Source organism: Kribbella sp. NPDC004138, assembly GCF_053603655.1.
Map to the genome: position 1 here is coordinate 12,677 of NZ_JBSGFZ010000003.1, position 24,093 is coordinate 36,769.

Annotated in this window: 26 protein-coding genes; 17 read left to right on the top strand and 9 right to left on the bottom strand. The window is 69.9% G+C overall.

The genetic code is table 11. From position 1 onward, the window contains the following. Positions 1-137: 137 nt before the first annotated feature. From ACWEOO_RS04240 to ACWEOO_RS04255, 4 genes are read right to left on the bottom strand one after another with little or no spacing between them, the layout of a single operon-like run. Positions 138-2,219 (bottom strand): S9 family peptidase, encoded by a 2,082-nt coding sequence (locus tag ACWEOO_RS04240; protein WP_452141726.1) that lies wholly within the window; start codon positions 2,217-2,219, stop codon positions 138-140. A gap of 36 nt (positions 2,220-2,255) precedes the next feature. Further along, a complete protein-coding gene (locus tag ACWEOO_RS04245) occupies positions 2,256-3,041 on the bottom strand; it encodes an exodeoxyribonuclease III (protein ID WP_452141727.1) in 786 nt (261 codons plus the stop codon). A gap of 27 nt (positions 3,042-3,068) precedes the next feature. Beyond that, positions 3,069-3,533, bottom strand: a complete 465-nt coding sequence (locus ACWEOO_RS04250; RefSeq protein ID WP_363715767.1) for a hypothetical protein — start codon at positions 3,531-3,533, stop codon at positions 3,069-3,071. Between the two features lie 5 nt (positions 3,534-3,538). Then, positions 3,539-4,135 (bottom strand): TetR/AcrR family transcriptional regulator, encoded by a 597-nt coding sequence (locus ACWEOO_RS04255; protein ID WP_452141728.1) that lies wholly within the window; start codon positions 4,133-4,135, stop codon positions 3,539-3,541. A 74-nt stretch (positions 4,136-4,209) separates the two neighbouring features. Here ACWEOO_RS04255 and ACWEOO_RS04260 point away from each other — a divergent pair, with 74 nt between their 5' ends. Genes ACWEOO_RS04260 through ACWEOO_RS04280 form a run of 5 tightly spaced genes read left to right on the top strand, consistent with a single transcriptional unit; the run spans position 4,210 to position 8,191 of the window. Then, complete coding sequence (locus ACWEOO_RS04260; protein WP_452141729.1) at positions 4,210-5,103, top strand: SDR family oxidoreductase; 894 nt, start codon at positions 4,210-4,212, stop codon at positions 5,101-5,103. Next, complete coding sequence (locus ACWEOO_RS04265) at positions 5,100-6,236, top strand: saccharopine dehydrogenase family protein (RefSeq protein ID WP_452141730.1); 1,137 nt, start codon at positions 5,100-5,102, stop codon at positions 6,234-6,236. The genes ACWEOO_RS04260 and ACWEOO_RS04265 overlap by 4 nt, the downstream gene beginning before the upstream one ends. Then, positions 6,208-7,080, top strand: a complete 873-nt coding sequence (locus ACWEOO_RS04270) for an alpha/beta fold hydrolase (protein ID WP_452141731.1) — start codon at positions 6,208-6,210, stop codon at positions 7,078-7,080. The genes ACWEOO_RS04265 and ACWEOO_RS04270 overlap by 29 nt, the downstream gene beginning before the upstream one ends. Beyond that, on the top strand, positions 7,077-7,463 hold the full coding sequence (locus ACWEOO_RS04275) for a YccF domain-containing protein (RefSeq protein WP_359928580.1): 387 nt from the start codon (positions 7,077-7,079) through the stop codon (positions 7,461-7,463). Before ACWEOO_RS04270 ends, ACWEOO_RS04275 begins: the two co-directional genes overlap by 4 nt. Next, on the top strand, positions 7,460-8,191 hold the full coding sequence (locus ACWEOO_RS04280) for an MBL fold metallo-hydrolase (RefSeq protein ID WP_452141732.1): 732 nt from the start codon (positions 7,460-7,462) through the stop codon (positions 8,189-8,191). Before ACWEOO_RS04275 ends, ACWEOO_RS04280 begins: the two co-directional genes overlap by 4 nt. Here the strand turns inward: ACWEOO_RS04280 and ACWEOO_RS04285 are convergent. Both ACWEOO_RS04285 and ACWEOO_RS04290 read right to left on the bottom strand, forming a co-directional pair. Continuing rightward, the gene (locus tag ACWEOO_RS04285) at positions 8,175-8,621 is read right to left on the bottom strand and encodes an SRPBCC domain-containing protein (protein WP_452141733.1); all 447 of its coding nucleotides are present in this window, start codon (positions 8,619-8,621) and stop codon (positions 8,175-8,177) included. The two genes, ACWEOO_RS04280 and ACWEOO_RS04285, sit on opposite strands and share 17 nt — an antisense overlap. A 10-nt stretch (positions 8,622-8,631) precedes the next feature. Further along, positions 8,632-9,150 (bottom strand): hemerythrin domain-containing protein, encoded by a 519-nt coding sequence (locus ACWEOO_RS04290; protein ID WP_452141734.1) that lies wholly within the window; start codon positions 9,148-9,150, stop codon positions 8,632-8,634. 51 nt (positions 9,151-9,201) lie between these two features. Between ACWEOO_RS04290 and ddaH the strand changes: the two genes are divergently transcribed. Next, complete coding sequence (gene ddaH / locus ACWEOO_RS04295; protein WP_452141735.1) at positions 9,202-9,963, top strand: dimethylargininase; 762 nt, start codon at positions 9,202-9,204, stop codon at positions 9,961-9,963. Here the strand turns inward: ddaH and ACWEOO_RS04300 are convergent. Both ACWEOO_RS04300 and ACWEOO_RS04305 read right to left on the bottom strand, forming a co-directional pair. Next, complete coding sequence (locus tag ACWEOO_RS04300; RefSeq protein WP_452141736.1) at positions 9,932-10,873, bottom strand: hypothetical protein; 942 nt, start codon at positions 10,871-10,873, stop codon at positions 9,932-9,934. The two genes, ddaH and ACWEOO_RS04300, sit on opposite strands and share 32 nt — an antisense overlap. Beyond that, the gene (locus tag ACWEOO_RS04305; protein ID WP_452141737.1) at positions 10,866-12,221 is read right to left on the bottom strand and encodes a DNA polymerase IV; all 1,356 of its coding nucleotides are present in this window, start codon (positions 12,219-12,221) and stop codon (positions 10,866-10,868) included. The genes ACWEOO_RS04300 and ACWEOO_RS04305 overlap by 8 nt, the downstream gene beginning before the upstream one ends. Before the next feature lie 36 nt (positions 12,222-12,257). On the opposite strand from ACWEOO_RS04305, the gene ACWEOO_RS04310 reads away from it, so the two are divergent. The 10 genes from ACWEOO_RS04310 to ACWEOO_RS04355 all read left to right on the top strand — a co-directional run bounded on the left by ACWEOO_RS04310 (position 12,258) and on the right by ACWEOO_RS04355 (position 21,801). Further along, positions 12,258-13,031 carry an MBL fold metallo-hydrolase gene (locus ACWEOO_RS04310; RefSeq protein WP_452141738.1) on the top strand — a complete coding sequence of 258 codons (774 nt, stop codon included), beginning with the start codon at positions 12,258-12,260 and terminating at the stop codon, positions 13,029-13,031. Positions 13,032-13,108: 77 nt separating this feature from the next. Continuing rightward, positions 13,109-14,587 (top strand): glutamate--cysteine ligase, encoded by a 1,479-nt coding sequence (locus ACWEOO_RS04315; RefSeq protein WP_359928559.1) that lies wholly within the window; start codon positions 13,109-13,111, stop codon positions 14,585-14,587. A gap of 357 nt (positions 14,588-14,944) precedes the next feature. Then, positions 14,945-15,358, top strand: coding sequence for a universal stress protein (locus ACWEOO_RS04320; protein WP_131337975.1), 414 nt, complete (start codon positions 14,945-14,947; stop codon positions 15,356-15,358). 1 nt (position 15,359) lies between these two features. After that, positions 15,360-15,980 carry an HhH-GPD-type base excision DNA repair protein gene (locus ACWEOO_RS04325; RefSeq protein WP_452141739.1) on the top strand — a complete coding sequence of 207 codons (621 nt, stop codon included), beginning with the start codon at positions 15,360-15,362 and terminating at the stop codon, positions 15,978-15,980. A gap of 191 nt (positions 15,981-16,171) precedes the next feature. Continuing rightward, positions 16,172-17,488, top strand: a complete 1,317-nt coding sequence (locus ACWEOO_RS04330) for an RNA polymerase sigma factor (protein ID WP_355700640.1) — start codon at positions 16,172-16,174, stop codon at positions 17,486-17,488. Next, on the top strand, positions 17,488-17,760 hold the full coding sequence (locus ACWEOO_RS04335; protein ID WP_359928553.1) for a DUF6412 domain-containing protein: 273 nt from the start codon (positions 17,488-17,490) through the stop codon (positions 17,758-17,760). Before ACWEOO_RS04330 ends, ACWEOO_RS04335 begins: the two co-directional genes overlap by 1 nt. An 86-nt stretch (positions 17,761-17,846) precedes the next feature. Beyond that, a complete protein-coding gene (locus tag ACWEOO_RS04340) occupies positions 17,847-18,524 on the top strand; it encodes a YidC/Oxa1 family membrane protein insertase (RefSeq protein ID WP_452141740.1) in 678 nt (225 codons plus the stop codon). Positions 18,525-18,633: 109 nt separating this feature from the next. Then, positions 18,634-19,902 carry an ROK family transcriptional regulator gene (locus tag ACWEOO_RS04345; protein WP_452141741.1) on the top strand — a complete coding sequence of 423 codons (1,269 nt, stop codon included), beginning with the start codon at positions 18,634-18,636 and terminating at the stop codon, positions 19,900-19,902. Next, positions 19,899-20,744 carry a sugar phosphate isomerase/epimerase family protein gene (locus ACWEOO_RS04350; RefSeq protein ID WP_452141742.1) on the top strand — a complete coding sequence of 282 codons (846 nt, stop codon included), beginning with the start codon at positions 19,899-19,901 and terminating at the stop codon, positions 20,742-20,744. The genes ACWEOO_RS04345 and ACWEOO_RS04350 overlap by 4 nt, the downstream gene beginning before the upstream one ends. Position 20,745: 1 nt before the next feature. Then, on the top strand, positions 20,746-21,801 hold the full coding sequence (locus tag ACWEOO_RS04355; protein WP_452141743.1) for a Gfo/Idh/MocA family protein: 1,056 nt from the start codon (positions 20,746-20,748) through the stop codon (positions 21,799-21,801). Between the two features lie 48 nt (positions 21,802-21,849). Here ACWEOO_RS04355 and ACWEOO_RS04360 read toward each other — a convergent pair whose 3' ends face one another. Beyond that, positions 21,850-22,659 carry a phosphotransferase gene (locus tag ACWEOO_RS04360; protein WP_452141744.1) on the bottom strand — a complete coding sequence of 270 codons (810 nt, stop codon included), beginning with the start codon at positions 22,657-22,659 and terminating at the stop codon, positions 21,850-21,852. Positions 22,660-22,751: 92 nt separating this feature from the next. Here ACWEOO_RS04360 and ACWEOO_RS04365 point away from each other — a divergent pair, with 92 nt between their 5' ends. Next, positions 22,752-24,068, top strand: a complete 1,317-nt coding sequence (locus ACWEOO_RS04365; RefSeq protein WP_452141745.1) for an MFS transporter — start codon at positions 22,752-22,754, stop codon at positions 24,066-24,068. Positions 24,069-24,093: the final 25 nt, after the last annotated feature.

The window sequence follows — 24,093 nt, forward strand, 5'->3', positions numbered from 1 at the left end:
ACCGGTGTCCCGGGGCGCTGACGGCCTATTCGGCGTAACACTCCGGGACACAACCTGAGAATCCGTACAGAAATCCGCCGTTCCGGTGCCCCGGATGTGTTGCACAACACACGTCCGGGGACGGATATTCCGCTTTTTCAGCTCCGGCCGAGGGTGTCCAGCTCCCAGGCGAGCGAGAACGCGACCTCGCGCCAGGCGTCGTACCGCCCGCTGCGGCCGCCGTGGCCCGCCTCCATCTCGGTCTTCAGCAGCACGTCGGGATCGCCGGCCGCGGTCGCCCGGAGTTTCGCCACCCACTTCGCCGGCTCGACGAAGAACACCCGGGTGTCGTTCAGGCTGGTGATCGCGAGGATGCGCGGATAGTGCTGCGCGGTGACGTTCTCGTACGGCGAGTAGGACTTCATGTACGCGTAGACGTCGGCGTTCTCGAGCGGATTACCCCATTCCTCCCACTCGATCACGGTGAGCGGCAGGGACGGGTCCAGAATCGTGGTCAGCGCGTCCACGAACGGGACCTCGGCGACGATTCCGCCGAAGGCCCGCGGGGCCAGGTTCGCGACCGCGCCCATCAGCAGGCCGCCGGCGCTGCCGCCCTGCGCGACGATCCGTTCCGGGCGGGTCCAGCCGGCCTCGACCAGGTGCTCGGCGGCCGCGACGAAGTCGGTGAAGGTGTTCCGCTTGGTCAGCATCTTCCCGTCGTCGTACCAGTGCCGCCCGAGCTCGCCGCCGCCGCGGATGTGCGCGATCGCGAACACCACGCCGCGGTCGAGCAGCGACAGCCGCGGGATCGAGAACCACGGGTCCATCGAGCTCTCGTACGAGCCGTACCCGTAGAGCACGACCGGCGCGTCCCCGTCCTTGGCGACGTCCTTGCGCGCAACCATCGAGAGCGGAACCTTGGTCCCGTCCGGCGCGGTCGCCCACTCGCGGTACTGGGTGTAGTCGCCGAGGTCAACCCCGCCGAGCACCGGCTGCTGCTTCAGCAGTCGCCGCTCGCCGGTCGCGACGTCCACGTCGTACGTCGAACCCGGCGTGACGAGTGACGTGTAGCCGAAGCGGTAGCGGGTCTCGTGCCACTCGTCGTTGCGGCCGGGGGAGACCGTGTGGATCGGCTCGTCGAACTCCAGGAGCTCGGGGTCGCCGAAGCCGTCGGCGGTGCGCCGCATGATCGCGAGCTCGGTGAGGGCGTCGCGGCGCCGGTGCAGCACGACGTGGTCGGCGAAGGCGTCCGTGCCGAGCAGGCGGCTGCTCTTGTCGCCCTCGATCAGCGGGGTCCAGTCGCCCGGGGCGTCCAGCGGCGCGGAGGCGAGCGAGAAGTTCGCGGCGTCGGCGTTGTGCGTGATCAGCAGCCGGTCGCCGGCGTGCTCGACGTCGTACTCGACGCCTTCGCGGCGGGCCGCGACGACGACGGGCTCGCCGGCCGGGTTGTGCGCGTCGAGCAGCCAGGCCTCGCTGGTGAGCTTGCTGCCGAGCGCGATGATGATCGCCTGCTCGTTGCGGGTCAGGTCCACGCCGACCCAGAACCGCTCGTCGGGCTCTTCCATGACCAGCACGTCGTCGGTCGCGCCCAGGGTGTGCCGCCAGACCTGGTACGGCCGCCAGGCGTCGTCGACCTTGGTGTAGAAGATCGTCGAGCCGTCCGCGGACCAGGCCGAGCCGTAGTGCACCTCGGGCAGCTCGTCCGGCAGCAGCTCGCCGGTGTCCAGGTCCTTGATCCGCAGGGTGAACCGCTCGTCGCCCTTGAGGTCGACGGAGTACGCCAGGAGGCGGCCGTCGGGGGAGACGTCGACGGTGCCGAGCGAGAAGAACTCGGAGTCGCCGGCCACCTTGTTGCCGTCGAGCATGATCTCTTCGCCGGCGATCTCGCCGTCGGTGGCGGGCGGTTCGTCGCCGTCCACCTTGACCCGGCAGTGCAGCGAGTACTGCTGGCCCTCGATGGTGCGGGAGTAGTACCAGTACCCGCCGCGCCGCGCGGGCACGCTCAGGTCGGTCTGCAGCGTGCGGTCCGAGATCTCCTTGAAGATTGCCTCGCGCAACGATTCGAGGTGGGCCGTGCGGGCCTCGGTGTAGGCGTTCTCGGCCCGCAGGTACGCCAGCACCTCGTCGTCGGTCTTGTCCCGCAACCACTCGTAGTCGTCGACGAAGGTATCGCCGTGATGCACCCGCTCGACCGGTTTCCGGGCAGCAACCGGCGGCGTGACGGAAGAAGTCTCAGCCATGCGGCGAGACTACCCGCGCCGTCGGACAAGAACTATTCAGATGTCGTACGTCGCGACGACCGGGGCGTGGTCGCTCCAGCGTTCGGCGTACGTCGGGGCACGGTGGACGACGCAGCCGGTCGCGGCGGCGGCGAGGTCGGGGGAGGCGATCTGGTAGTCGATGCGCCAGCCGGCGTCGTTGTCGAAGGCCTTGCCGCGCCACGACCACCAGGAATACGGGCCGGGGCCTTCGCCGCCGAAGCGGCGGCCGAGGTCGACCCAGCCGGTCTCGAACAGGCGGTCCAGCCAGGCGCGTTCCTCGGGCAGGAAGCCGCTCTTCTTGCGGTTCGCCTTCCACGCCTTCAGGTCGACCTCGCGGTGCGCGATGTTCAGGTCGCCGCACATCAGCACGTGCCGCCCGTCCGCGCGCAGTTCGGCCAGCCGGGCCGTGATCGCGTCCAGGAACGCGTACTTCTCCGCCTGCCGCGGCGGCGTCTCGAACTCGCCCGTGAACACGTACGTGCTGACCGCCGTCAACGTCGACCCGTCGTCCAGGACGACGTCGGCCTCGACCCAGCGGCCGGTCCCGGCGAAACGCTCCGGCCCGATCTCGCCGCGCTCGTCCTTGATCGGCTGCCGGCTCGCGACCGCGACACCAGCGCGGCCCTTGTGCCCGTCGATGGTGGGCTCGGCGTGCGCGATGTTCCACTCACCGCCAAGCAGTTCCCGCAGTACGTCGTCAGAGGCGCGGACCTCCTGCATCAGCAAGAGGTCCGGATCCGTGCTCTCCAGCCACGGCGTCATCCCGCGCCGGAAGGCGGCCCTGATCCCGTTTACATTCACCGTGGCAACCGTCAGCACGGCCGAACCCTACCCTCTGGTGTGCCCGGGCTTGACGACCATCAGCACCAGGACGACCAGCCACAGCAGCCCGAAGATGCCGCTCGTCATCGACAGCAGCTTGGCCTTCGACAGCACACCGCTGCGCACCTCGGCCGGCTGACCGGCGGCCGCGAGTACGGCGGACTGCGCGGGCACGACCAGGAACGCGAGCACCAGCGCCGCGGCCAGCGTCAGCACGATGGAGACGATCAGCCACGCCTCGTCCATCACGTGCATGCCGCCGGCGACCGCGAAGCCGAACACGGGAACGGCGAGACTCGCCCACGCGTACACCCGGGTGATCCGGTGCAGGACGTCCAGCCCGCCCGCGTCCGGCGCGTCGGACTGCAGCATCCGGCGCGCGATCGGCGGGAACATGCTGGCCGCCACGGTGACCGGGCCGACGCAGAGGATGGCCGCGAGGATGTGGACCGTCAGGAAGAACTTGTTCATCACTCTCACTCGGAGGTCGTCGAGAGGATCGCGTCCAGCGATTCCTCGCAGAGGCGTTCGAGGGCCTCCGGCGAGACGTCGGGGTTGTCGATCCACACCAGCAGGGTCTGTTCGACGTAACCCTGCCAGCCGTGGCACGCGAGCTCGACGACGGGGGTGATCTCGATGCCACGCTCAGCGACCGCGCCGATCACCCACTGGCTGAAGACGCGGCGCAGCTCGGAGTGCAGCGCCCGGAGCTCCGGGTCGCCGGCCGCCGACATCAGCAGCGTCGCCCGGTAGAGCTGGGGCGCTTCGAGGACGGCGCGGACGAAGGCGCGGATCCCGGACCGGAGCTGCTCGTCCGGCGGCAGCGACGGGTCCGGCGCGGTGCGCAGCATGACCTCGGCGGCCGCTTCCTCGATGACGGCGTACTGGAACTTCTTCTTCGAGCCGAAGTAGTGGAACAGCAGCGCGGGGGAGACGCCTGCCTCGGCGGCGACGAGCTCGACGGTGAGCTCGCGGTGCGGGTCCGCGAGCAGCACCCGGCGCGCGGCCTCGAGGATCTGGGTACGCCGCTGCTCGGGCCGCAGGCGGGCCCCGGACGAAGAGGTCTGGCTCACCCGGCCAGTCTATTGAGTAATCGGTCAACAAGCACTTACTGTTGAGTATCCACTCAACAAGCTGGAGGTCCCAGATGCGTCCGTTGGCCGGTCAAGTCGTGCTCATCACCGGCGCCTCCCGGGGGATCGGCGCCGCGGTCGCCCGGAAGCTGGCGGAGGACGGCGCGAAGCTCGCGCTGGTCGGCCTCGAGCCGGACGAGCTGAAGAAGGTCGCCGAGGACTGCGGCCCGGACGCCGGCTGGTGGGAGGCCGACGTCACCGACACCGACTCGCTGCGGACGGCGGTCGAGGGGATTGCCGAGCGGTACGGGCGGATCGACGTCGTGATGGCCAACGCCGGGATCGCCGCGCCCGGCTTCACCCGGAGCATGGACCCGCAGGTGTGGGAGCGCGTCCTCGACGTCGACCTGCTCGGCGTCTGGCGCACCGTCCACCTGACGTTGCCGTACCTGCTGGAGAGCAAGGGCTACCTGCTGCTCGTCTCGTCCCTGGCCGCGATCGTGCACATCCCGGGCCTCGCGTCGTACAACGTGTCGAAGGCCGGCGTGGAGGCGATGGGGGACACGCTGCGGCCGGAGCTGAAGCACCTCGGTGTCCGGGTCGGCGTCGCGCACATGACCTTCGTCGACACCGACATGGTCCGCGGTGTCGACACGCACCCGGTGTTCGGGAAGGTCCGGACCGGGATCCCGATGGTGAGCAAGACGTATCCGCTGGACTTCGCCGTCGGGAAGTTCGTCGACGGCATCAAGAAGCGCTCGCGGACCGTGCACGTGCCGGGCTGGATCGGCGCGCTGAAGGTGTTCCGCTGGGTGATCCCGCACGTCATCGAGGCCGGCTCGCGGTTCAGCGTGCCGAAGGCCGACGCGGCCGCGCTCGCCGACGTCCGGGCGCGCGGCGCCGCCGAGTCGTCCCGGCCGACGGGCGCCGGCGGGCTCGCCGATGCCGAGAAGGCTGCGCGCCGGTGAGTCGCGAGTACGACGTCGTCCTGCTCGGCGCGAGCGGGTTCACCGGAGCGCTGACCGCGGAGTACCTGCGGAAGAACGCACCCGAGGGCCTGCGCTGGGCGGTTGCCGGACGCAACAAGTCCAAGCTGGAGCAGTTCGGTCAGGACATCCTGTACGCCGATGTGACTGACCCGAAGTCGTTGCGCGAACTGGCTGAGTCGACGAAGGTCGTCGCCACCACGGTCGGGCCGTACGTCCAGTACGGCGAACCACTCGTCGCGGCCTGCGCCGAGGCCGGGACCGGCTACCTCGACCTCACCGGCGAGCCGGAGTTCCTGGACCGGATATATGTGCGCCATCACGAGCGCGCGACGCAGACCGGCGCCAGGATCATCCACGCGTGCGGCCTCGACTCGATCCCGTACGACCTCGGCGTGCAGTACACCGTCGAACAACTGCCGCAGAACGTGCCGATCAAGGTCGACGGCCTGCTGCGCGCCGGCGGCCGTCCGTCCGGCGGCACGTTCCACACCGCGATCACCGCCTTCTCCCGGCCGAAGCAGAACCTGGACGCGCATCGCGCGCGACGCTCGGCCGAGCCGCGTCCGACGGGCCGCACGGCGCGCGCCGTCGCTGGGACGATCCACCGGCAGCAGGGGTTCTGGGCGGTCCCGCTGCCGACGATCGACCCGCAGATCGTCGGGTACTCGGCGCGGCTGCTCGATCGCTACGGACCGGACTTCCGGTATTCGCACTACGCCGCGGTCAAGCATCTCCCGACGGTTGCCGCCGGCATCGGCGGTGTCGGTCTGCTGATCGCGGGCGCGCAGATCCCGCCGGTCCGCAAGGTGTTGCTGGGCCGGCTGCAGCCAGGTGACGGTCCGAGCGCCGAGCAGCGGGCGCGGTCGTGGTTCAACGTCCGGTTCGTCGGGCGCGGCGGTGGCAAGCAGGTGATCACCGAGGTGGCCGGCCGCGACCCCGGGTACGACGAGACCGCGAAGATGCTCGGCGAGAGCGCCCTGTGCCTGGCGCTCGACGACCTGCCGGAGACGGCCGGCCAGACCACCACGGCCGCGGCCATGGGACCCGCTCTGCGTGAGCGACTGGTGAGAGCGGGGATGACCTTTGCCACCCTCGAAGTCGACAGCTACTAGCTCCGACGGGACGCGCCTCGCGGTCTACACGTACGGCGACAGCGGCGCCCCGGTGCTGGTCTGCGTCCACGGCTACCCGGACAACGCCACGATGTGGGAGCCCGTTGCCGAGTTGCTCGCCGACGACTTCCAGGTGGTCACGTACGACGTGCGTGGCGCCGGTCTCTCCGACCACCCGAGCAGCACCAGGGCGTACGTCCTGGACCGCCTGCAAGAAGACTTCCGCGCAGTCATCGACCAGGTGTCACCCGATCAGCCGGTTCACGTCCTCGCGCATGACTGGGGCTCGATCCAGTCCTGGCACTTCGTCACCGACCCCGCGCCGGCTGCCGGAGTGAGCCTGCAGGACCGGATCGCCTCGTTCGTCTCGATTTCAGGGCCGTCGCTGGATCACGCCGGGTACTTCATCCGCCGCCGCAACCGCGCGACCCTCAAACAAGTGATCCACTCCTGGTACATCTTCTACTTCCACCTGCCATGGCTTCCCGAGCGTGGCTGGCGCAAAGGCTGGGCGCACCGCGCGTTCAACCGCCTGGAGAGACAGCACTCCCACGACGGCCGGTCCATCGCCGACTACGTCAACCCCATCAAGCTGTACCGCGCGAACGTCGTCCCGCGGCTCCTCCGCCCGGCGCCGCGCCGTACCGGCGTACCTGTGCTCGCCGTCTCGCCCGACGCCGACCCGTTCGTCACCACCCCGCTGCAGACCGGCGTCGAGGCCTGGGCCCCGAACCTCACCGTCAAGGTGATCAGGGGTGGCCACTGGATGCCCCGGAACGATCCCGGACTTGTCGCCGGCCTCGTACGGGATCACACCCGCGAGGTGGCACGCTGGGAGACATGAAGACGCTCCTCAACCTGATCTGGCTGGTGCTGGCCGGATTCTGGCTGGCGGTCGGGTACGCGGTCGCCGGGATCATCTGTTGCGTGCTGATCATCACGATCCCGTTCGGTATCGCGTCGTTCCGGATCGCGGCGTACACGCTGTGGCCGTTCGGCCGGACGATCGTCGACAAGCGCAGCGCCGGCGCGGGCGCGCTGATCGGCAACCTGATCTGGATCCTGGTCGCCGGCTGGTGGCTGGCGCTCGGTCACCTGACCACCGGGATCGCGCTGTGCCTGACCGTCGTCGGCATCCCGCTCGGTATCGCGAACTTCAAGCTGATCCCGGTCTCGCTGGTCCCGCTCGGCAAGACGATCGTGCCGACCGACCGGCCGTTCGCGTGAGGGCGCTGACGGTCCTCGGCTCCTGCGGCGCCTGGCCGGAAGCGGGCCGGGCATGCGCGGGTTTCCTGCTCGAGTACGACGGATTCCGCGTCGTCCTCGATCTCGGGTACGCCGCCTTGCCGCGCCTGCTCGAGCACTGCCCGAAGGGCGCGGTCGATGCGGTTGTGGTCACGCACCAGCACCCCGACCATTGCGTCGACGTGAGCGGTCTGGCCAGGGTCCGGTACTACGAGGCGCCCGGCGAGCCTCCTGTCGCGCTGCATTGCGCTCCGGGCGTCCTCGACGTACTGCGGGCCCTGGAGCCGCACCCGGATCCGGCAGACGTGTTCGCCGTCCACGAGCTGGCGTCGACGACGCGGATCGGCCCGTTCGACGTACAGACGGTGGAGCTGCCGCACTACAAGACGAACCTCGGGGTGCGGCTGAGCGCGCCGGGTGTGTCGGTTGCCTACACAGGTGACAGCGGCCCGTCGCCGGACTTGGCGCGGCTGGCCGACGGGACTGACCTGTTCATTTCGGATGCGACGCTTCAAGGCGAGTCACCGCAGACCCAGCCCCGCTATGTCATGACGGCGACCGAGGCAGCCGAAGGCGCCAAGGGGGCGGAGCGGTTGCTGCTGACGCACTTCTGGCCCGGGTCCGATCGGTCGGTGTCCGTGGCGGAGGCGCGGCGGGTGTTCGACGGCGACGTGATCGCTGCCGAGGAAGGTCTCACGCTGACGTTCTGAGCCCTACGTACTCGGCGAACCGGCCGAGCACGTAGGGCCAGACTTCCTCGAAGCTCTTGCGGTACTCCTCGCCGGCGTCGCCGTGCCGCTCCCAGCCGCGATGCACGACGTGAACGGCCGACCCGTCGAAGGTGACCTCCACCTCGGTCGCGTCCTCGGCACGGGGGACCGGTACCCGGTCGGGGCCGATCTGCCAGCTGAACACGAGCCGCCGGCCGCGCTCCCAGGTGAGGACGCGGCCCCAGTCCCACTGCAGGTTGTGCGGACCCAGCTCGTACAGCACGCCGTCCAGGATGCCCATGTCGGTCACCTGCCCGGCGCCCGACCAGGAGAACTCCGGCGGCCACCAGCGACCGAGTTCGTCGGTGAAGATCTCGAAGGCGACGTCGGACGGCACCGTCAGCTCAACCCGGGCAGTGAGTTCGCGCACGGCCCCCACCCTAGGTGTGCTGCTCGGCCGCCACGATCTTCCGGACGTTCGCGAGCTCGCCGCAGCCGGAGTCGATCAACCGGGACCGCTCCTCGGCGAACGTGTCGCCGAGCTTGCGCCGGACGTCTTCCTCGACGTCGGTCCGCGCCGGGTTGAGGACGTCGCGCTCCTCCTCGTCGAGGTGATGGGTGAGGGCCTCGGACAGCTCGTGCAGCTTCTCGCTGAACTCCTCGCTCGCCGTGTCGGCGACCTCCATCAGCGCGAGCAGAGCCTCGTTGCCTTCGGCGTGCTCGTGCTCGGAGTGCTCGACCTCGTCGGCGTCGATCGCGTCCTTGCGCCGCAGGGCGGGGTAGACCTTCGACTCCTCCGCCTCGGCGTGGGCGACCAGCACCGTGGCCAGGTCGGCGAGCACGGCCGCCCGGTCACTGCGGACGTCGCGCAGTTCGCGCAGCGCCTCCTCGAACCACCGGTGGTCCGCGAGGATGATCTCGACCACGTCTCCACCCGTTGCCGGAAGGATCTTCGGCATCCGTCGTCTCCTTTCTCGGATGCGTGCAGGTACCCCGGATACGCTGCGGACATGCCGTCAGCCCTGATCCGCCCTCCGAGCCCGCGCCTGGCCGAAGGACTTGTCACGCACATCGAGCGCACCCCGGTCGACGTCAGGCTGGCGTTGCGGCAATGGCAGCAGTACGTCGACGCGCTGCACGCCACGGGCTGGCGAACGGTCGAGGTCCCGGCGATCGACGACTGCCCGGACGGCGTGTTCGTCGAGGACACGATGGTCGTGTACGGCGACGTCGCGGTGATCGCCCGGGCCGGCGCGGACGAGCGGCGCGCGGAAGCGGCCGCGGCCGAGGAGACCGTCGCGGGGCAGGGCTACCGCATCGTGCGGATCGTCGAGCCCGGCACACTCGACGGCGGCGACGTCCTGAAGATCGGCTCGACGATCTACGTCGGGCAGGGCGGCCGGACGAACGCGGCGGGGCTCGAGCAGCTGCGGGCCGCGTTCGCGCCGCTCGGGGCCGACGTACGTGCGGTTCCGGTGCGGAAGGTGCTGCACCTGAAGTCCGCTGTGACCGCGCTGCCGGATGGCACGGTCATCGGATACGAGCCGCTCGTCGACGATGCGGCCGCGTTCGAAGCGTTCCGTCCGGTGCCCGAGGAGGCCGGCGCACACGTCGTACTGCTCGACGACGACCGGCTGCTGATGGCCGCATCCGCGCCGAAGTCGGCGGAGTTGTTCGCGGGCCTGGGTTATCGGCCGGTCGTCGTCGACATCAGCGAGTTCGAGAAGCTCGAGGGCTGTGTTACCTGCTTGTCGGTACGTCTACGCCGGTGAGCAACTGCCGCGCCGCCGCGGCGAGCTGTACGTCGCGCCGCTTGCCACGCGCCTCGGCGACCTCGCACGCCGCCTTCAGCGCCGCACGGTAGACAGCGGTGTCCGGATGCCCCGGCGTGGCGTCGCGGACGACCTTGGTCAACTCGTCGACCGCCTCCGCGATGTCGCCGCACGCCAGCAACGCCTTCCCGAGCGCGGCCCGGTCCCGGAGCAGCTGACGGTCGTCGGTGCCGAGGCTGTCGGCCGCGACGATGTCCGCGAGCAGTTGGGCCTCCGACCGCGGACCGCCGACCATCAACCGCGCGCCGGTGCCGGCCTCGGTCGCGGCCTGGGTCAGCTCGTGCTGCGGCCCGAACACCTCGACCAACTGCGGCGTCACGAGCTCGAACCAGGCGATCGCCCGTCCATAGTTCGCCGTCGCGAGCAGCCCCTGCGCGACCCGCAGCCGCACGCGCAGCGTCGCTGGATCGTCCGCCGCCAGCACCCTCTCCCGCTCGGCCAGCGCCGACTGGTAGTACGGCAGCGCCCGTCCCGGCTCGTGGTCGTCCCAGTACGCCTCGGCCTGCCGGTAGTCCGGCGCGCCCTCGAGCTCCGGATGCTCCACGATCGCCGACGCCGGCACCCGCCGTACGACGCTGTGCACCGGCTGGTCGATCACCTTGCGGCCGACGTACGTCCGGCCGCCGGTCGGGATGATCCGGAACCGCCCGACCTTGCCGACCGGCAACCACAGCACCGTGTTGTACAGCGTGCGCACCGAGGACCCGCAGCTCTCGCACACACTCCGGTGCCCGTAGAACCTGCTCCCCATCGGCCCCGCCGTCGCCACGGCCCGCCAAGCCTCCGATGCCTCGGACGTCGCCGTACACGGCGCACAGAACGGGTAGACCCCCCGCCGCTCCTCATTCACCCGAGACATTGTGGTCAGTCGGGGGTTCGTCGTCCGCATCGGTGCCGGTGTGCCGCACTTTCGTCAGCGCCGGATCGTCGACGGAGAAGGTGCGGACCGGGCCCGGCGGGGTGTCGGCGGTCTCGAAGCGGATCGTGACGCGGCCGCGCCCGGAGCCCCAGACCCAGCCGTGGCCGTAGTCGGGGTGGGTGACGTCCTGGCCCGGGTGGAAGCCGAGCTGGTCGCGTGGCCGGGTCGGGAGCTCGATCACCTCGACGGGGTTCTCGGCGTGCTCGTCCTCGGTGAAGAGGTCGTCCTGGATCCAGTCGGCGAGCGACGAGACGCCGACGCCGAGCAGACGGATGCCGCCGCCGATGTCGCTGTCGTCGAGCAGCCGGCGCGCGACCCGGGCGATCACCCGCGCGTCGTCGGTCGGTCCGGCCAGGGTCGACGAGCGGGTGTGCGTGGCGAAGTCGTGCATCCGTGTCTTGACCGTGACGGTCCGGCCGGACAGCTGCGCCTTCTGCAGCCGCTCGGCGACCCGGTGCGCCATCCGGTCGCTGATCGCGGTCAGCAGCGCGCGGTCGATGAGGTCGGTCTCGAAGGTGTCCTCGACGCTGACCGACTTGGTCTCCCGGTCGCTGACCACGGGACGGTCGTCGGCCGCGACCGCGAGCCGGTGCAGGCTGGTGCCGTGCGCCGAGCCGACCTGGCGGATCAGCTCGTCCTCGTCGAGCTGCTGCAGGTCCGCGACCGTGCGGACGCCGGCCATGCCGAGCCGCTGCGCGGTCGCCGGGCCGACGCCCGGGATCACCGTGACCTGCATCGGCGCGAGGAACTCGGCCTCGGTGCCGGCCGGCACGACGACCACGCCGTCGGGCTTGTCGAGGTCGCTGGCGATCTTCGCGATCAGCTTCGACGTCCCCGCGCCGACCGACGCGGTGAGACCGCCGGACACCTTCCGGATCGCGGCCTTCAGGTCGTTGGCGATCGCCTCCACGTCGTCGACCGTGAGCCCGGACAGCCCGCTGGCCGCGAGGTCGATGAACGCCTCGTCGAGCGACAGCGGCTCGACCAGCGGCGACAGCGCCCGCATCTCGGCCATCACCGCCCGGCTGCTGCGCCGGTACACCTCGAAGCGGGGACTGAGGTACGCCGCGTGCGGGCACCGCGACCGGGCCTCGGCGGTCGACATCGCCGAGCGGACGCCGTACTTGCGCGCCTCGTACGACGCGGTCGAGACGACTCCGCGCACGCCGATCCCGCCGACGACCACGGGCTTGCCCCGCAGTGACGGCTTGTCCCGCTGCTCGACCGCCGCGAAGAACGCGTCCAGGTCGACGTGCAGCACCGACGGATCCTCTCGCACCCGACCAGTGTCCCTGCCGTCACCGACAATTGCCGGATGACCTTCCCCGACCACTGGGCCGACGGCACCGACCCGGCCGCCCCGGACCATCAGGTCCATTGGTACGACGACCGCACGGCGATCATCCGCCAGTCGCTCCGCACCAACTTCGAGGGCCCGTTCCTGTACCTACTGCTCGGCGCCGAGCGAGCCCTCCTCCTCGACACCGGCACCGGCCACGCCCCACTCCGCCCGCTGGTCGACGACCTCCTGGCGGCCCGCACGCGGCCCGGACGCGAGCTCGTCGTCGCCCATACGCACGGGCACTCGGATCACGTCGGCGGGGACGGAGAGTTCGACGCCGTCGTCGGGCGGAGCGCCGAGGAAGTCGCGCAGTACTTCGGGCTCGACTGGCCGGACGGACGCGCGACGATCGACCTGGGCGACCGGACCGTCGACGTCGTCCCGATCCCAGGACACCAAGGCGCGGACATCGCGCTGTACGACCGGACCACCCGGCTGTTGTTCACCGGGGACTCGCTCTACCCGGGACGGCTGTACGTGAAGGACTGGGCGGCGTACCGGGCGAGCATCCGGCGGCTCGCCGCGTTCGTTGCTGAGGGCAATCCGGTGGAATGGGTACTGGGAGCGCACATCGAGATGACCGGGCAGCCCGGCCGGGACTACGCGATGGGCGCGGACCGGCACCCGGACGAGCACGCGTTGCAGTTGCGGCCCGGCGTACTCACCGAGTTGCTGCAGGTGCTGGACGCGGCGGGCGACGTACCGGCGCGGATCGTGCGTGACGACTTCGTCGTGTACCCCGTCTGAACCGCGACGCGAATGATCCGTACGCGGAGGGGCACCTTCGGGCACACTGAGCACAGGAGCCAGCAGGGGAGGCACTGATGGGCGAGGAAGTCGACCGGGTCGAGTTCACCCGGGCGGACCGGACCGCGTTCCGCGAGCAGGTCCATCGCAATCTGGACGCCTTCGCGCGGATGCTGCGCGAGGACCGGTTCGCGCCCGATCGGCCGATGACCGGGATCGAGATCGAGCTGAACCTCGTCGACGAGCGGTGCGACCCGGCGATGAAGAACGCCGAGGTGCTGAGCGCGATCGAGGACGACGCGTTCCAGACCGAGCTCGGCCAGTTCAACGTGGAGATCAACGTGCCGCCCGGCCAGATCGACGGACTCGGGCTGGACACCATGGAGTCGAACATCCGCGACAGCCTGAACGCGGCCGAGGACAAGGCGGCCCGGACCGGGTCGTCGATGGTGATCGTCGGGATCCTGCCGACGCTGCTGACCGAGCACATCCGCCGCGAGTCGCTCAGCACCAACCCGCGGTACACGCTGCTCAACGACCAGATCTTCGCCGCCCGCGGCGAGGACGTGCAGATCTCCATCGACGGCGTCGAGCGGCTGCAGGTCACCGCCGACACCATCGTCCCGGAGGCCGCCTGTACGTCGACGCAGTTCCATCTCCAGGTCACACCGGAGGCGTTCCCGCGGTACTGGAACGCGGCGCAGGCGATCTCCGGCGTCCAGCTCGCGGTCGGCGCGAACTCGCCGTTCCTGTTCGGCAAGGAGTTGCTCCGCGAGACCCGGATCGCGCTGTTCGAGCAGGCCGCCGACACCCGCACCCACGAGCTGAAGACGCAGGGCGTCCGGCCGCGCGTCTGGTTCGGTGAACGCTGGATCACCTCGATCTTCGACCTCTTCGAGGAGAATGCGCGCTACTACCCGGCGCTGCTGCCGGTCACGTCGGACGAGGATCCGATCGCGGTCCTGGACCGCGGTGACACGCCGGCCCTTTCGGAATTGCGGCTGCACAACGGGACGATCTATCGCTGGAACCGCCCTGTGTACGACGTTGTCCGGGAGAAGCCGCATCTGCGCGTGGAGAATCGCGTCCTGCCGGCCGGCCCGACCGTGGTCGACACGATTGCCAACGGCGCCTTCTACTTCGGCCTGGTCCGCGCCCTCGCCGACGACGAGCGGCCGATCTGGTCGCAGATGTCGTTCAGCGCGGCCGAGGAGAACTTCCACGCCGCGGCCCGCAACGGCATCGAGGCCGAGGTGTTCTGGCCGGGCGTCGGTACGGCACGCGCGACCGAGCTGGTGCTCAGACGCCTGCTGCCGTTGGCGGTTCGCGGTCTGGACGCCTGGGGCGTGGACGTCGCGGTGCGGGACCGGCTGCTCGGGATCATCGAGCAGCGCTGCCTGACCGGACGCAACGGCGCGTCGTGGCAGGCCGAGGAGTTCCACCGCCTGTATACGAAGGGGTCGCACGGCCGGCGGGACGCCCTGCGCGGCATGCTCGGCCGGTATCGCGACCACATGCACGACAACACGCCGGTGCACGAATGGCCGATCGACTGAACCGGTTCGTGTGCTCCGGCGTCCCCGCGACAACGTAGGACAGCCGCCGGCGGAACCCGGGTCCTCCGGGCGGAACCGCCGGGCGGCCGGTCCGATCTTGCCCTGGGCAACGGGATCGGCGATTTCCCGGGCGAGTTCGATAACGACCCGGACTACAGGGGTGGCGCTTTCGGTGACAGCCCTGCAAAGGTGTGGCCACCGGAAGGTTAGGTCGGCCCGCCGCGGGTAGTACACGGGCACCGGCAGCCCTCCGTCACCGGTGCGACACAACAGGTGCAAATGCAGCGGATGCCGACCGCGGTCGGGAGCAGTATCGTTCGAGACGGGTCGACACACACCCGGAGGTGAGGCAGGGCGATGACGACCATCGTCGTGGGTTATGTGCCGAAGGCGGAAGGCCGTGCGGCCCTTCGGCGCGCAGCGGAGGAAGCGACGCTGCGGGACGCCAAGCTGGTGGTGGTGAACTCGCATCGAGGTGGGCGCAGTTTCGACAGCGACGAGGCTGCGGCGAGTGACGCCGCTTTGACGGAAGTACGGGAGCAGCTCGACTCGACCGGCGTGCCGTACGAGGTGCGGCAGCTGGTGCGTGGCCTGGACCCGGCGGAGGACCTGGTGGCCGTCGCCGAGCAGGTGCACGCGGAGTTCATCGTGATCGGGCTCCGGCGCCGGTCCCCGGTCGGCAAGCTCATCCTCGGCAGCAACGCGCAGCGGGTGCTGCTCGATGCTCCGTGTCCGGTGCTGGCCGTCAAGGCCGAGGAAGGGGAGGACTGAGGTGACTTCGACACGCAGCAGGAAGTTGTGCCTGGCCCAGCAGCCCGACGCCGACGAGATGCTGAGCAGAGATCCGTTCGCCTTGCTGGTGGGCATGCTGCTCGACCAGCAGATCCCGATGGAGCGGGCGTTCGCCGGCCCGGTCGCCATCGCGAAGCGGATGATCGGTCCCTTCGACCCGGCCACGGTCGCGCACTACGACCCGGACGCGTTCGTCGAGGTGGTCGCCGGCCCGCCGGCCGTGCACCGCTTCCCGACCGCGATGGCCGCCCGGATCCAGACCCTGGCCAAGCACCTGGACGACCACTACGGCGGCAACGCCTCGGGTCTGTGGTGCGACGTGAAGTCCGGTGACGACCTGCTCGCCCGGCTGTCGGCACTGCCGGGGTTCGGCGCGCAGAAGGCGAAGATCTTCGTCGCACTGCTCGGCAAGCAGCTGAAGGTCCGGCCGCGCGGCTGGCGGGAGGCCTCCGAGCCGTACGGTGAGGACGGTGCCTTCAAGTCCGTCGCGGACGTCATCGATGTCGCGTCACTGGTGAAGGTGCGGCAGTTCAAGCAGGAGCAGCAACTGGTCCGGCGGCCGGTGGTGGCCAGACCGCTGCGGCAGACTCGGAACGGGTGAGCGGGACCGACGGACGACCGGCTGAAATGGGGCTCTCTGGGGGGTCGTGCGACGCCTGAGCTTGGTTCGCGGATTACAATGGACTGTTGCCGCCGCCTGACCAGCGAGCAGCCGCGAACAGCAGTACCCAAAGACTCAGCAACACAACGTCGTACCGTCGTACAAACCCTGCGTCAGACGAGAGGTAATTCGTGTCGTCCAGCTCGTCCGAGAATCTTCCCGCCGAGCCGGCCCGGGCCGTGGCCGCCACGGCCCGTAGCACGGCTCCGAGGACCAGCGCCCGAGTGACCGACCCCGCTGCCAAGAAGGCGGCGGCGAAGAAGGCGGCGGTGAAGCCCGCCGGTACCAAGGAGGACGGTATCCCCGCGAAGAAGGCCGCTGCCAAGAAGGCTCCGGCGAAGAAGGCAGTGTCCGAGGCGGGTCTGTCGATCGACCCGAAGACCGGGAAGCCGCGCGCGCTCGACGAGGTGGACGAGGCCGACTTCAAGCCGGGCGAGGTCCAGGGGCTCGAGAAGGAGCTCACCGAGGACCAGGGCTTCATCGTCTCCGAGGCCGACGAGACCGACGAGCCCGAGCAGCAGGTGATGGTCGCCGGTGCCACCGCGGACCCGGTCAAGGACTACCTGAAGCAGATCGGCAAGGTCCCGCTGCTGAACGCCGAGCAGGAGGTCGAGCTCGCGAAGCGGATCGAGGCCGGCCTGTTCGCGGAGGAGCAGATCGCCGACGAGGCGGCCAAGCTCAAGGAGAAGGTCCGCGACGAGTACGAGTGGATCTCCGAGGACGGCCGGCGCGCGAAGAACCACCTGCTCGAGGCCAACCTGCGCCTGGTGGTGTCGTTGGCCAAGCGCTACACCGGCCGCGGCATGCTGTTCCTGGACCTGATCCAGGAGGGCAACCTCGGTCTGATCCGCGCGGTGGAGAAGTTCGACTACACCAAGGGCTACAAGTTCTCGACGTACGCCACCTGGTGGATCCGGCAGGCCATCACCCGCGCGATGGCCGACCAGGCCCGCACCATCCGTATCCCGGTGCACATGGTCGAGGTCATCAACAAGCTGGCCCGGGTGCAGCGGCAGATGCTGCAGGACCTCGGCCGCGAGCCCACTCCGGAAGAGCTCGCCAAGGAGCTCGACATGACCCCGGAGAAGGTCATCGAGGTGCAGAAGTACGGTCGCGAGCCGATCTCCCTGCACACCCCGCTCGGTGAGGACGGCGACTCCGAGTTCGGTGACCTGATCGAGGACTCCGAGGCGATCGTGCCGGCCGAGGCGGTCTCGTTCACGCTGCTGCAGGAGCAGTTGCACGCGGTCCTGGACACGCTGTCCGAGCGCGAGGCCGGCGTGGTCTCGATGCGCTTCGGCCTGACCGACGGCCAGCCGAAGACGCTCGACGAGATCGGCAAGGTGTACGGCGTGACCCGCGAGCGGATCCGCCAGATCGAGTCCAAGACCATGTCGAAGCTGCGGCACCCGTCGCGTTCGCAGGTCCTGCGGGACTACCTGGACTGATGACGATGGGGCAGGTGTTCGCCGGCGTGTGGTCGCTGGCGATGCCTGCCCTCGGCCCGCAATCGGGTCTGATGGCCGTCGCCGTCTTCACGGCGGCGGCCGTGCTGTTCCTGGCCTTCCAGGCCGCCCGGTCGGCTGCGCGCACGCCCATCGCCTCGCCGTTGCCGGCTCGCTCCAGCGCCGCCCGGGCCAACGCCCGGCGTACGGCGTATCTCTCTCTCCGGGATCCCGACGCAGCCGGGAGACCCCGACCACGAGCACCGGGACTGTAGCGCCCGCGCTGCCGAGCCACCGCCTCTGCGGCCGGTTCGGGTAGCGCGCACGCCTACTCGTTCCTTCTCACTCGTGGAGTTCTGCTGTGCCTTCTTTCCTGGAGGCACCGGTCGCCGGTGCCTATCACTTGCTCACGTCCCTCGTCACCGTCCTCGAGCCGCTCGCCGGTGCGTATGCCGCCGTCGTCGCGATCGTGCTGTGCACTCTCGTCGTTCGGCTGTCCCTGCTGCCGCTCAGTGTCCGGGCGCATCGCGGCTTGCGCGCCCGCGCGGAGTTGATGCCGCAACTGAAGCAGTTGACCGAGCGGCACAAGGGCAACCCGGAGCGCCTGCAGCGTGAGGTCGCGAAGCTGCAGACCGAGTCCGGTACGTCGTTGTTCGCCGGGTTCCTGCCGACGCTCGCGCAGATGCCGTTCTTCTGGCTGATGTACACGCTGTTCTCGCGGACGATGGTGGCGGGGGAGTCGAACCAGTTGATCAGCGGGAGCCTGCTCGGTGCGCCGCTCGGTGTGCACTGGCCGATCGTTACCGGCACCCCGGCGTACATCGTGATCGCCTTGCTACTTGCTGTGGTCGCCTGGTTCTCTGCTCGGCTTCAGTTGCGGCAGTTGGATCCGGCGGCGCCTCGGTTGTCGCGGCGGCTTGCGCAGTTGCTGCCGTACGGCACGCTGCTGACAGCAGCCTTCGTGCCGCTGGCAGCCGGACTGTACGTGCTGACCACCACGACCTGGACGGTCGTCGAGCGCACCGTCCTCCAGCGGTAGTTGCGGATCCCAAGTCCTCGTGGTGGTCGGGCTGAGATGGGCGTTGCCGTTGCGTGGGGCGTTCTGTTACCGTCTTTATTAAAGCCGGTTCCATAATAGGTTGGGGTCGATGGACACTGCACGCGGAGCCGCCCAGGCGGAGCGGGCGGCCAATCAGGTCGCGTGCCTGCGGTTCATGGCCGACGCCGACGAGGCGCGCACGGTCGGGGTGATCAGCGAGGCCACCGGCCTGTCGCGACCCACCGTGCACGCTGTCCTCGACGACCTGGCCGACGCCGGGCTGGTCGAGTCCACCAGCCCGGCGACAGCCGGCCCGGGGCGGCCCGCCCGCGCCTTCCGCTTCGTACGCGAGGCTGGTCTCGTCGCCGGCGTCGACCTCGGCCCCCGCGGTGCACGCGCAATCATCTGCGACCTGTCAGGCCGCCGAGTCGGGTACGCCGAACTTCCGGCGGATGCCACCCGCCGCCCGCTGCGCGCCCACAGGGCACCCGGCGCAGGCGGCACCTCCCGCGGTGGGGCCGACGTGGCCCGCAAGCCCGGCGCACTCTCGCTGATCCCAAGCGCGCTGGAAGCGGCCGCCGCTGCCCCCATACCCGACCACCGTGCGGCGGGGGTGGGAGCACTTGACCTCGGTCGGCTGCGGGCCGTTGGTGTTGGGCTGCCGGGCGTGGTTGAGGCGGACGGACAGTTGCGGGCCAGCCTGGCGATGCCCGAACTCGTCGGCCTTCCGGTCTCAGAGCTGTTGGCGAAGGAGTTCGGGCAGCCCGTCGTCGTGGACAACGACATCAAGCTGGCCGCGCTCGCGGAGCAGCGCGGCGGCGCCGGCCGCGGGTACTCCGATGTCGTCTACCTGCAGATCGGCCACCGGCTGTCGATGTCGATCGTGCTGAACGGCGTCATCCGGCAGGGCCGGCACCGCCTGGCGGGCGAGCTCGGCGCGCAGCGCGGCATGCGCTGGACGCGCAACGCGCAGCGCGGGCAACTGGTGTGGTCGGTGCGACCGACCAGCGCGGAGGTCCTCAGCGCGGCCGCCGCCGGCGACGCCGACGCGCAGGCGGAGCTCGAGGACTTCTGCGCGCAGATCGCCGCGCGGATCGCGACCGTCCTGCTGGTCATCGACCCGGAGGTCGTCGTCGTCCGCGGCGGAGCGGCGAAGGACAGCGGCGCCTTGCTGCGTCCCCTCGCCGCCGCGGTCGAGAAGGAATTGGTCTTCCCCGAGCGCCCACCCTTCGTCGCCTCCGCACTGGGGCGGGAAGCAGTGGTGCTCGGGGCGGTCGGCAACGCGTTCGACCGGTGCAGCTCAGCGATCTACGGGGTCCACGACTATCCCGGTCCGTGGACCCACATCACTCACGAAGTGGAGAGGACCACCACGTGAAGCTCGGAGTCAGTTCGTACTGTTTCCGCCAGCTCATGACGAGCGGCGAGATGGACCTGATCGGCGTGCTCGACTGGGTCGCGGCCTCGCCGGCCGGGCATATCGAGATCGCCGCGATGGACGGTGAGTACTACCTGGAGAACGAGGCCGTCGTTCGCGACACGGCCAAGCACGCCGAGGAGATCGGCGTACCGATCGTGAACTACCTGGTCAGCGGCGACCTGCGGTCGGCCGACAGCAACGAGGTCGACCGTCTCCGCCGGCAGCTGGACGTCGCGCACGCGTTCGGCGCCACGGTCTTCCGGCACGACGTCGCGCCGTGGGCGTGGCGGGAGCAGGACCCGGGCGAGTTCGAGTCGACCTTCGCGCAGGTCGTCGAAGGCTGCCGCGCGGTCGCCGACCACGCCGCGGGCCTGGGCATCGTGTCGACGATCGAGAACCACGGCTTCTTCATGAACGGCAGCGAGCGGCTGGCCCGGCTCGTGTACGCCGTGGACCGCCCGAACTTCCGGGTCACGCTCGACCTCGGCAACGGCCTGTGTGTCGGCGAGGTGCCGGGCAAGACCGCCGCCGGGCTGATCGACGTCGCCGCGTCGATCGGCATCAAGGACTTCCACATCCGCCGCTCGGCGGGGGAGGGCTGGCTGAAGACGCTGGCCGGCGACTACCTGCTCGGCACGGTCACCGGCCACGGCGACGTCGACATCCCCGGTCTGCTGGCGCTCGTCGCGACCAAGCCCGACGTACCGGTGAGCCTGGAGTTCGAGGGTATGGAGGCGCCGCTGCCCGCCATCGAGCGCTCGCTCGCGAACATCATCCGACTGAACGAAAGCGTGGCGTGACATGACGACGCGGATTGCGGTGATCGGGCTGGGCTCGATCGCCGTCGAGCACCTGAAGGCGTACCAGGCCAACGATCGGGCCGAGCTGGTCGCCGTCTGCGACGTCGACCTCGAGCGGGCGAAGGCGCGCGGCGAGCAGTTCGGCGTGGCGCGGGTGACCGGGGACTTCCAGGAGATCCTCTCGGACCCGGACGTGGACGCGGTCAGCGTCTGTGTGCCGAACACCCTGCACGCCCCGATCGCCGAGGCGGCGCTGCGGGCGGGCAAGAACGTGCTGGTCGAGAAGCCGATGACGGTGAACGTGCCGGAGGCCGAGGCGCTGGTGAAGGCGGTCGAGGAGACCGGCCAGGCGCTGCAGGTGGGGTACGTACGCCGGTACGCGCCGAACGCCCTGGTCACGAAGCGGTTCCTGGACGCGGGCGAGTTCGGTGACATCTACGCGGCGCGGGCCACGCTGCTGCGGACGGCCGGCAACCCGGGCGGCTGGTTCGGCGACGTGGAGCTGTCCGGCGGCGGTCCGCTGATCGACCTCGGCGTCCACATCATCGACCTGTGCTGGTACCTGATGGGGATGCCGAAGGCGGTGTCGGCGTCCGGCGCGACGTTCGCCCCGCTGGGCGCCCGCGACAACATCCAGAACCTGACCCGGTACAAGGCCGCGTCGGCGGCCCGGCCGAACACGGTCGAGGACTACGCGACCGCGCAGATCCGCTTCGAGGGCGGGGCGGTCCTCGACGTGGACACGTCGTTCTCGCTGCACGCGCGCAACGAGATCAGCGTCCGGATCCACGGTGACAAGGGCGGCGCGGAGATCGAGCCGCAGTTGCTGATGATCACCGAGCGGCACGACACGCTGCTGCACGTCCAGCCGCAGATCGACTCGCTCGGGTTCGACTTCAAGGTCGGGTTCGCGAACCAGATCGACCACTTCCTGAGCATCTGCCGGGGCGAGATCCCGGCCGACGCCACCGCGGCGCAGGGCCTGGAGATGGCCCGGATGCTGACCGCGATCTACGAGAGCGCCAAGATCGGCGCCGAGGTGAAGATCACCCGCTGACCAGGCTGGTTGCCCGAGGTAGTGGCCTCGGGCAACCAACCCGGCGGGTCATGCGAGCAGAGCTGAAGTGAGGGCGTCGGCGTTGGTCTCGAGCCAGGTTGTGCGGTTGCGGACCTTGTCGCCTACGCCTTCGGACCACATGCGTTGCCAGCCGCCGCCCAGCGTCTCGGCGCGGTATTTCATCGTGTGCCAGGCGCGCTCGTTCAGCGCGATCGCGAGATCCATCACCCGTACGCGATCGGCCGGGGCGAGACCGTAGGAGTCAGCCAGAAGCCGGCAACGACGCGGGCGGTCGAGCCCGCGGAACTCGGGATCGAGATCCTCCTCGGCACCGAGCGGGGCCCACCACAGCATCAGGTTCACGAACTCGCGAGCCCGGCTCACCGGGCGGGCGAGGTCGAAGTCGATCAGGGCGTACGCGCGACCGTCCCGGAAGACCACGTTCTCCGGCGTGACGTCCTGATGCCCGACCAGCTCCGGCGGGTCGTCCAGCTCCGGCAGCCCGGGCGGCTCGATCGGCGCCGGCAGATTCTCCGGCATGCCGAACCCTTCCACCGCGTCGTCGTACGCACGCAGCAACCGCGCGACCGAAACCATCCGCTCCTCGTCCGCGATCCACGACGGTCGCGGGCGTCCGGCGACCTCGCCCTCGACGTACGTGAGCGACTGCCGACCGGCCGAGTCGATGCCGAGGAACCGTGGCGCGCCGTCGAACCCGACCTTCTCCAGATACAGCAGCACGTCCCGGACCAGTTCGGCCCGCTCGCCGGGCGGCCGCCGTACGGTGTCGCCGACGCGAACCAGGCCCTCGGTCACGTCGCCGCCGAGCAGCGGGATCTCCTCGCCGTCCTCGATCACTGCACCCTCATTCCACTGGATGAAACGTTTGTCTGCACAAAGGTGGCGTCCGGGGTAGCGTGCCACGATCCGCTGTCGATCGGAGGCACAGAGTGACCGCCATAACCACGGTGAAAGCTCCACCTGGAGCCAGCCGGACGAGGTACCTGATCCTAGGGCTGGCGTTCGTCGGACTCTCACTGAATTACCTGGACCGCGCGAACCTGAGCGTGGCGCTGCCGTTCATCCAGGACGACCTGCACCTCGACCTCAGCAACGCCGAGAAGGGCCTGATCCTCGGCGCGTTCTTCTGGGCGTACGACGGGGCGATGCTGGCGGCGGGCTGGTTCGCCGACAAGGTGGGCTCGCGGAAGGCGTTCACGTTCGCCGCGCTGTGGTGGAGCGTGGTGACCGCGTTGACGCCACTCGCGCGCGGGTTCTGGTCGCTGTTCGCGTTCCGGTTCGCGCTCGGCGCGGGGGAGGCGCCGGCGTACCCGAGCGCCACCAAGGCGGCGTCGCGGTGGTTTCCGCAGCACGAGCGCGCGTTCGCGACCGCGGTGATCGACTCCGGCTCGCGGGTCGGGACGGTGCTGTCGCTGCCGGTCGTGACCGGGCTGATCGCGCTGGTGAGCTGGCACTTCTCGTTCGTGGTCCTCGGCGTGCTCGGGATCTTGCTCGCGGCGGTCTGGTACTGGTACTACCGCGACCCGATGGAGCACCGGCACGCGAACGCGGAGGAGCGCGCCTACATCGCCGAGAACGGCGCCCGGCTGGAGGACAACGACGACGAGGCCGCGGCGCAGGTGCGCTGGCGGGACCTGTTCAAGTACCGCACGATCCGCGGGATGATGCTCGGCTTCTTCTGCCTGAACTTCGTCATCTACTTCTTCCTCACCTGGTTCCCGTCGTACCTGAAGGACGCGCGCGGCCTCGACCTGGCCGAGCTGGGCACGCTCGGCACGCTGCCCGGGATCACCGCGATCGCCGGCGGCTGGATCGCGGGCATCGTCGCCGACCGGCGGATCCGCGCCGGCGCGGACGTGACCCGGGTCCGGAAGGCCGTGATGGTCGGCGGGCTGCTCGGCGGCGCGGTGATCGTGTTCGCGGCGCCGGCGAAGTCGGTGTACGTCGCGCTGCTGTTCCTGGCGATCTCGTACGCGAGCCTGGCGATCGCGGCGACCGGGATCTGGTCCCTGCCGGGCGACGTGGCGCCGTCGTCGCGGCACGTCGCGTCGATCGGCGGCATCCAGAACTTCGCGTCGAACATCGCCGGGATCATCAGCCCGTACGTCTTCGGGCTGCTGCTCGACATCTACCACGGGTCGTACCTGCCGTCGTTCGCGGTGGCCGGCGTGGTCGCGGTGATCGGCGCGCTGACGTATGCATTCGTGGTCGGCAAGGCGGAACCACTGCCGGTCCGCGACACCTGATTGCCGACTTGGCAAACTTCTTTGC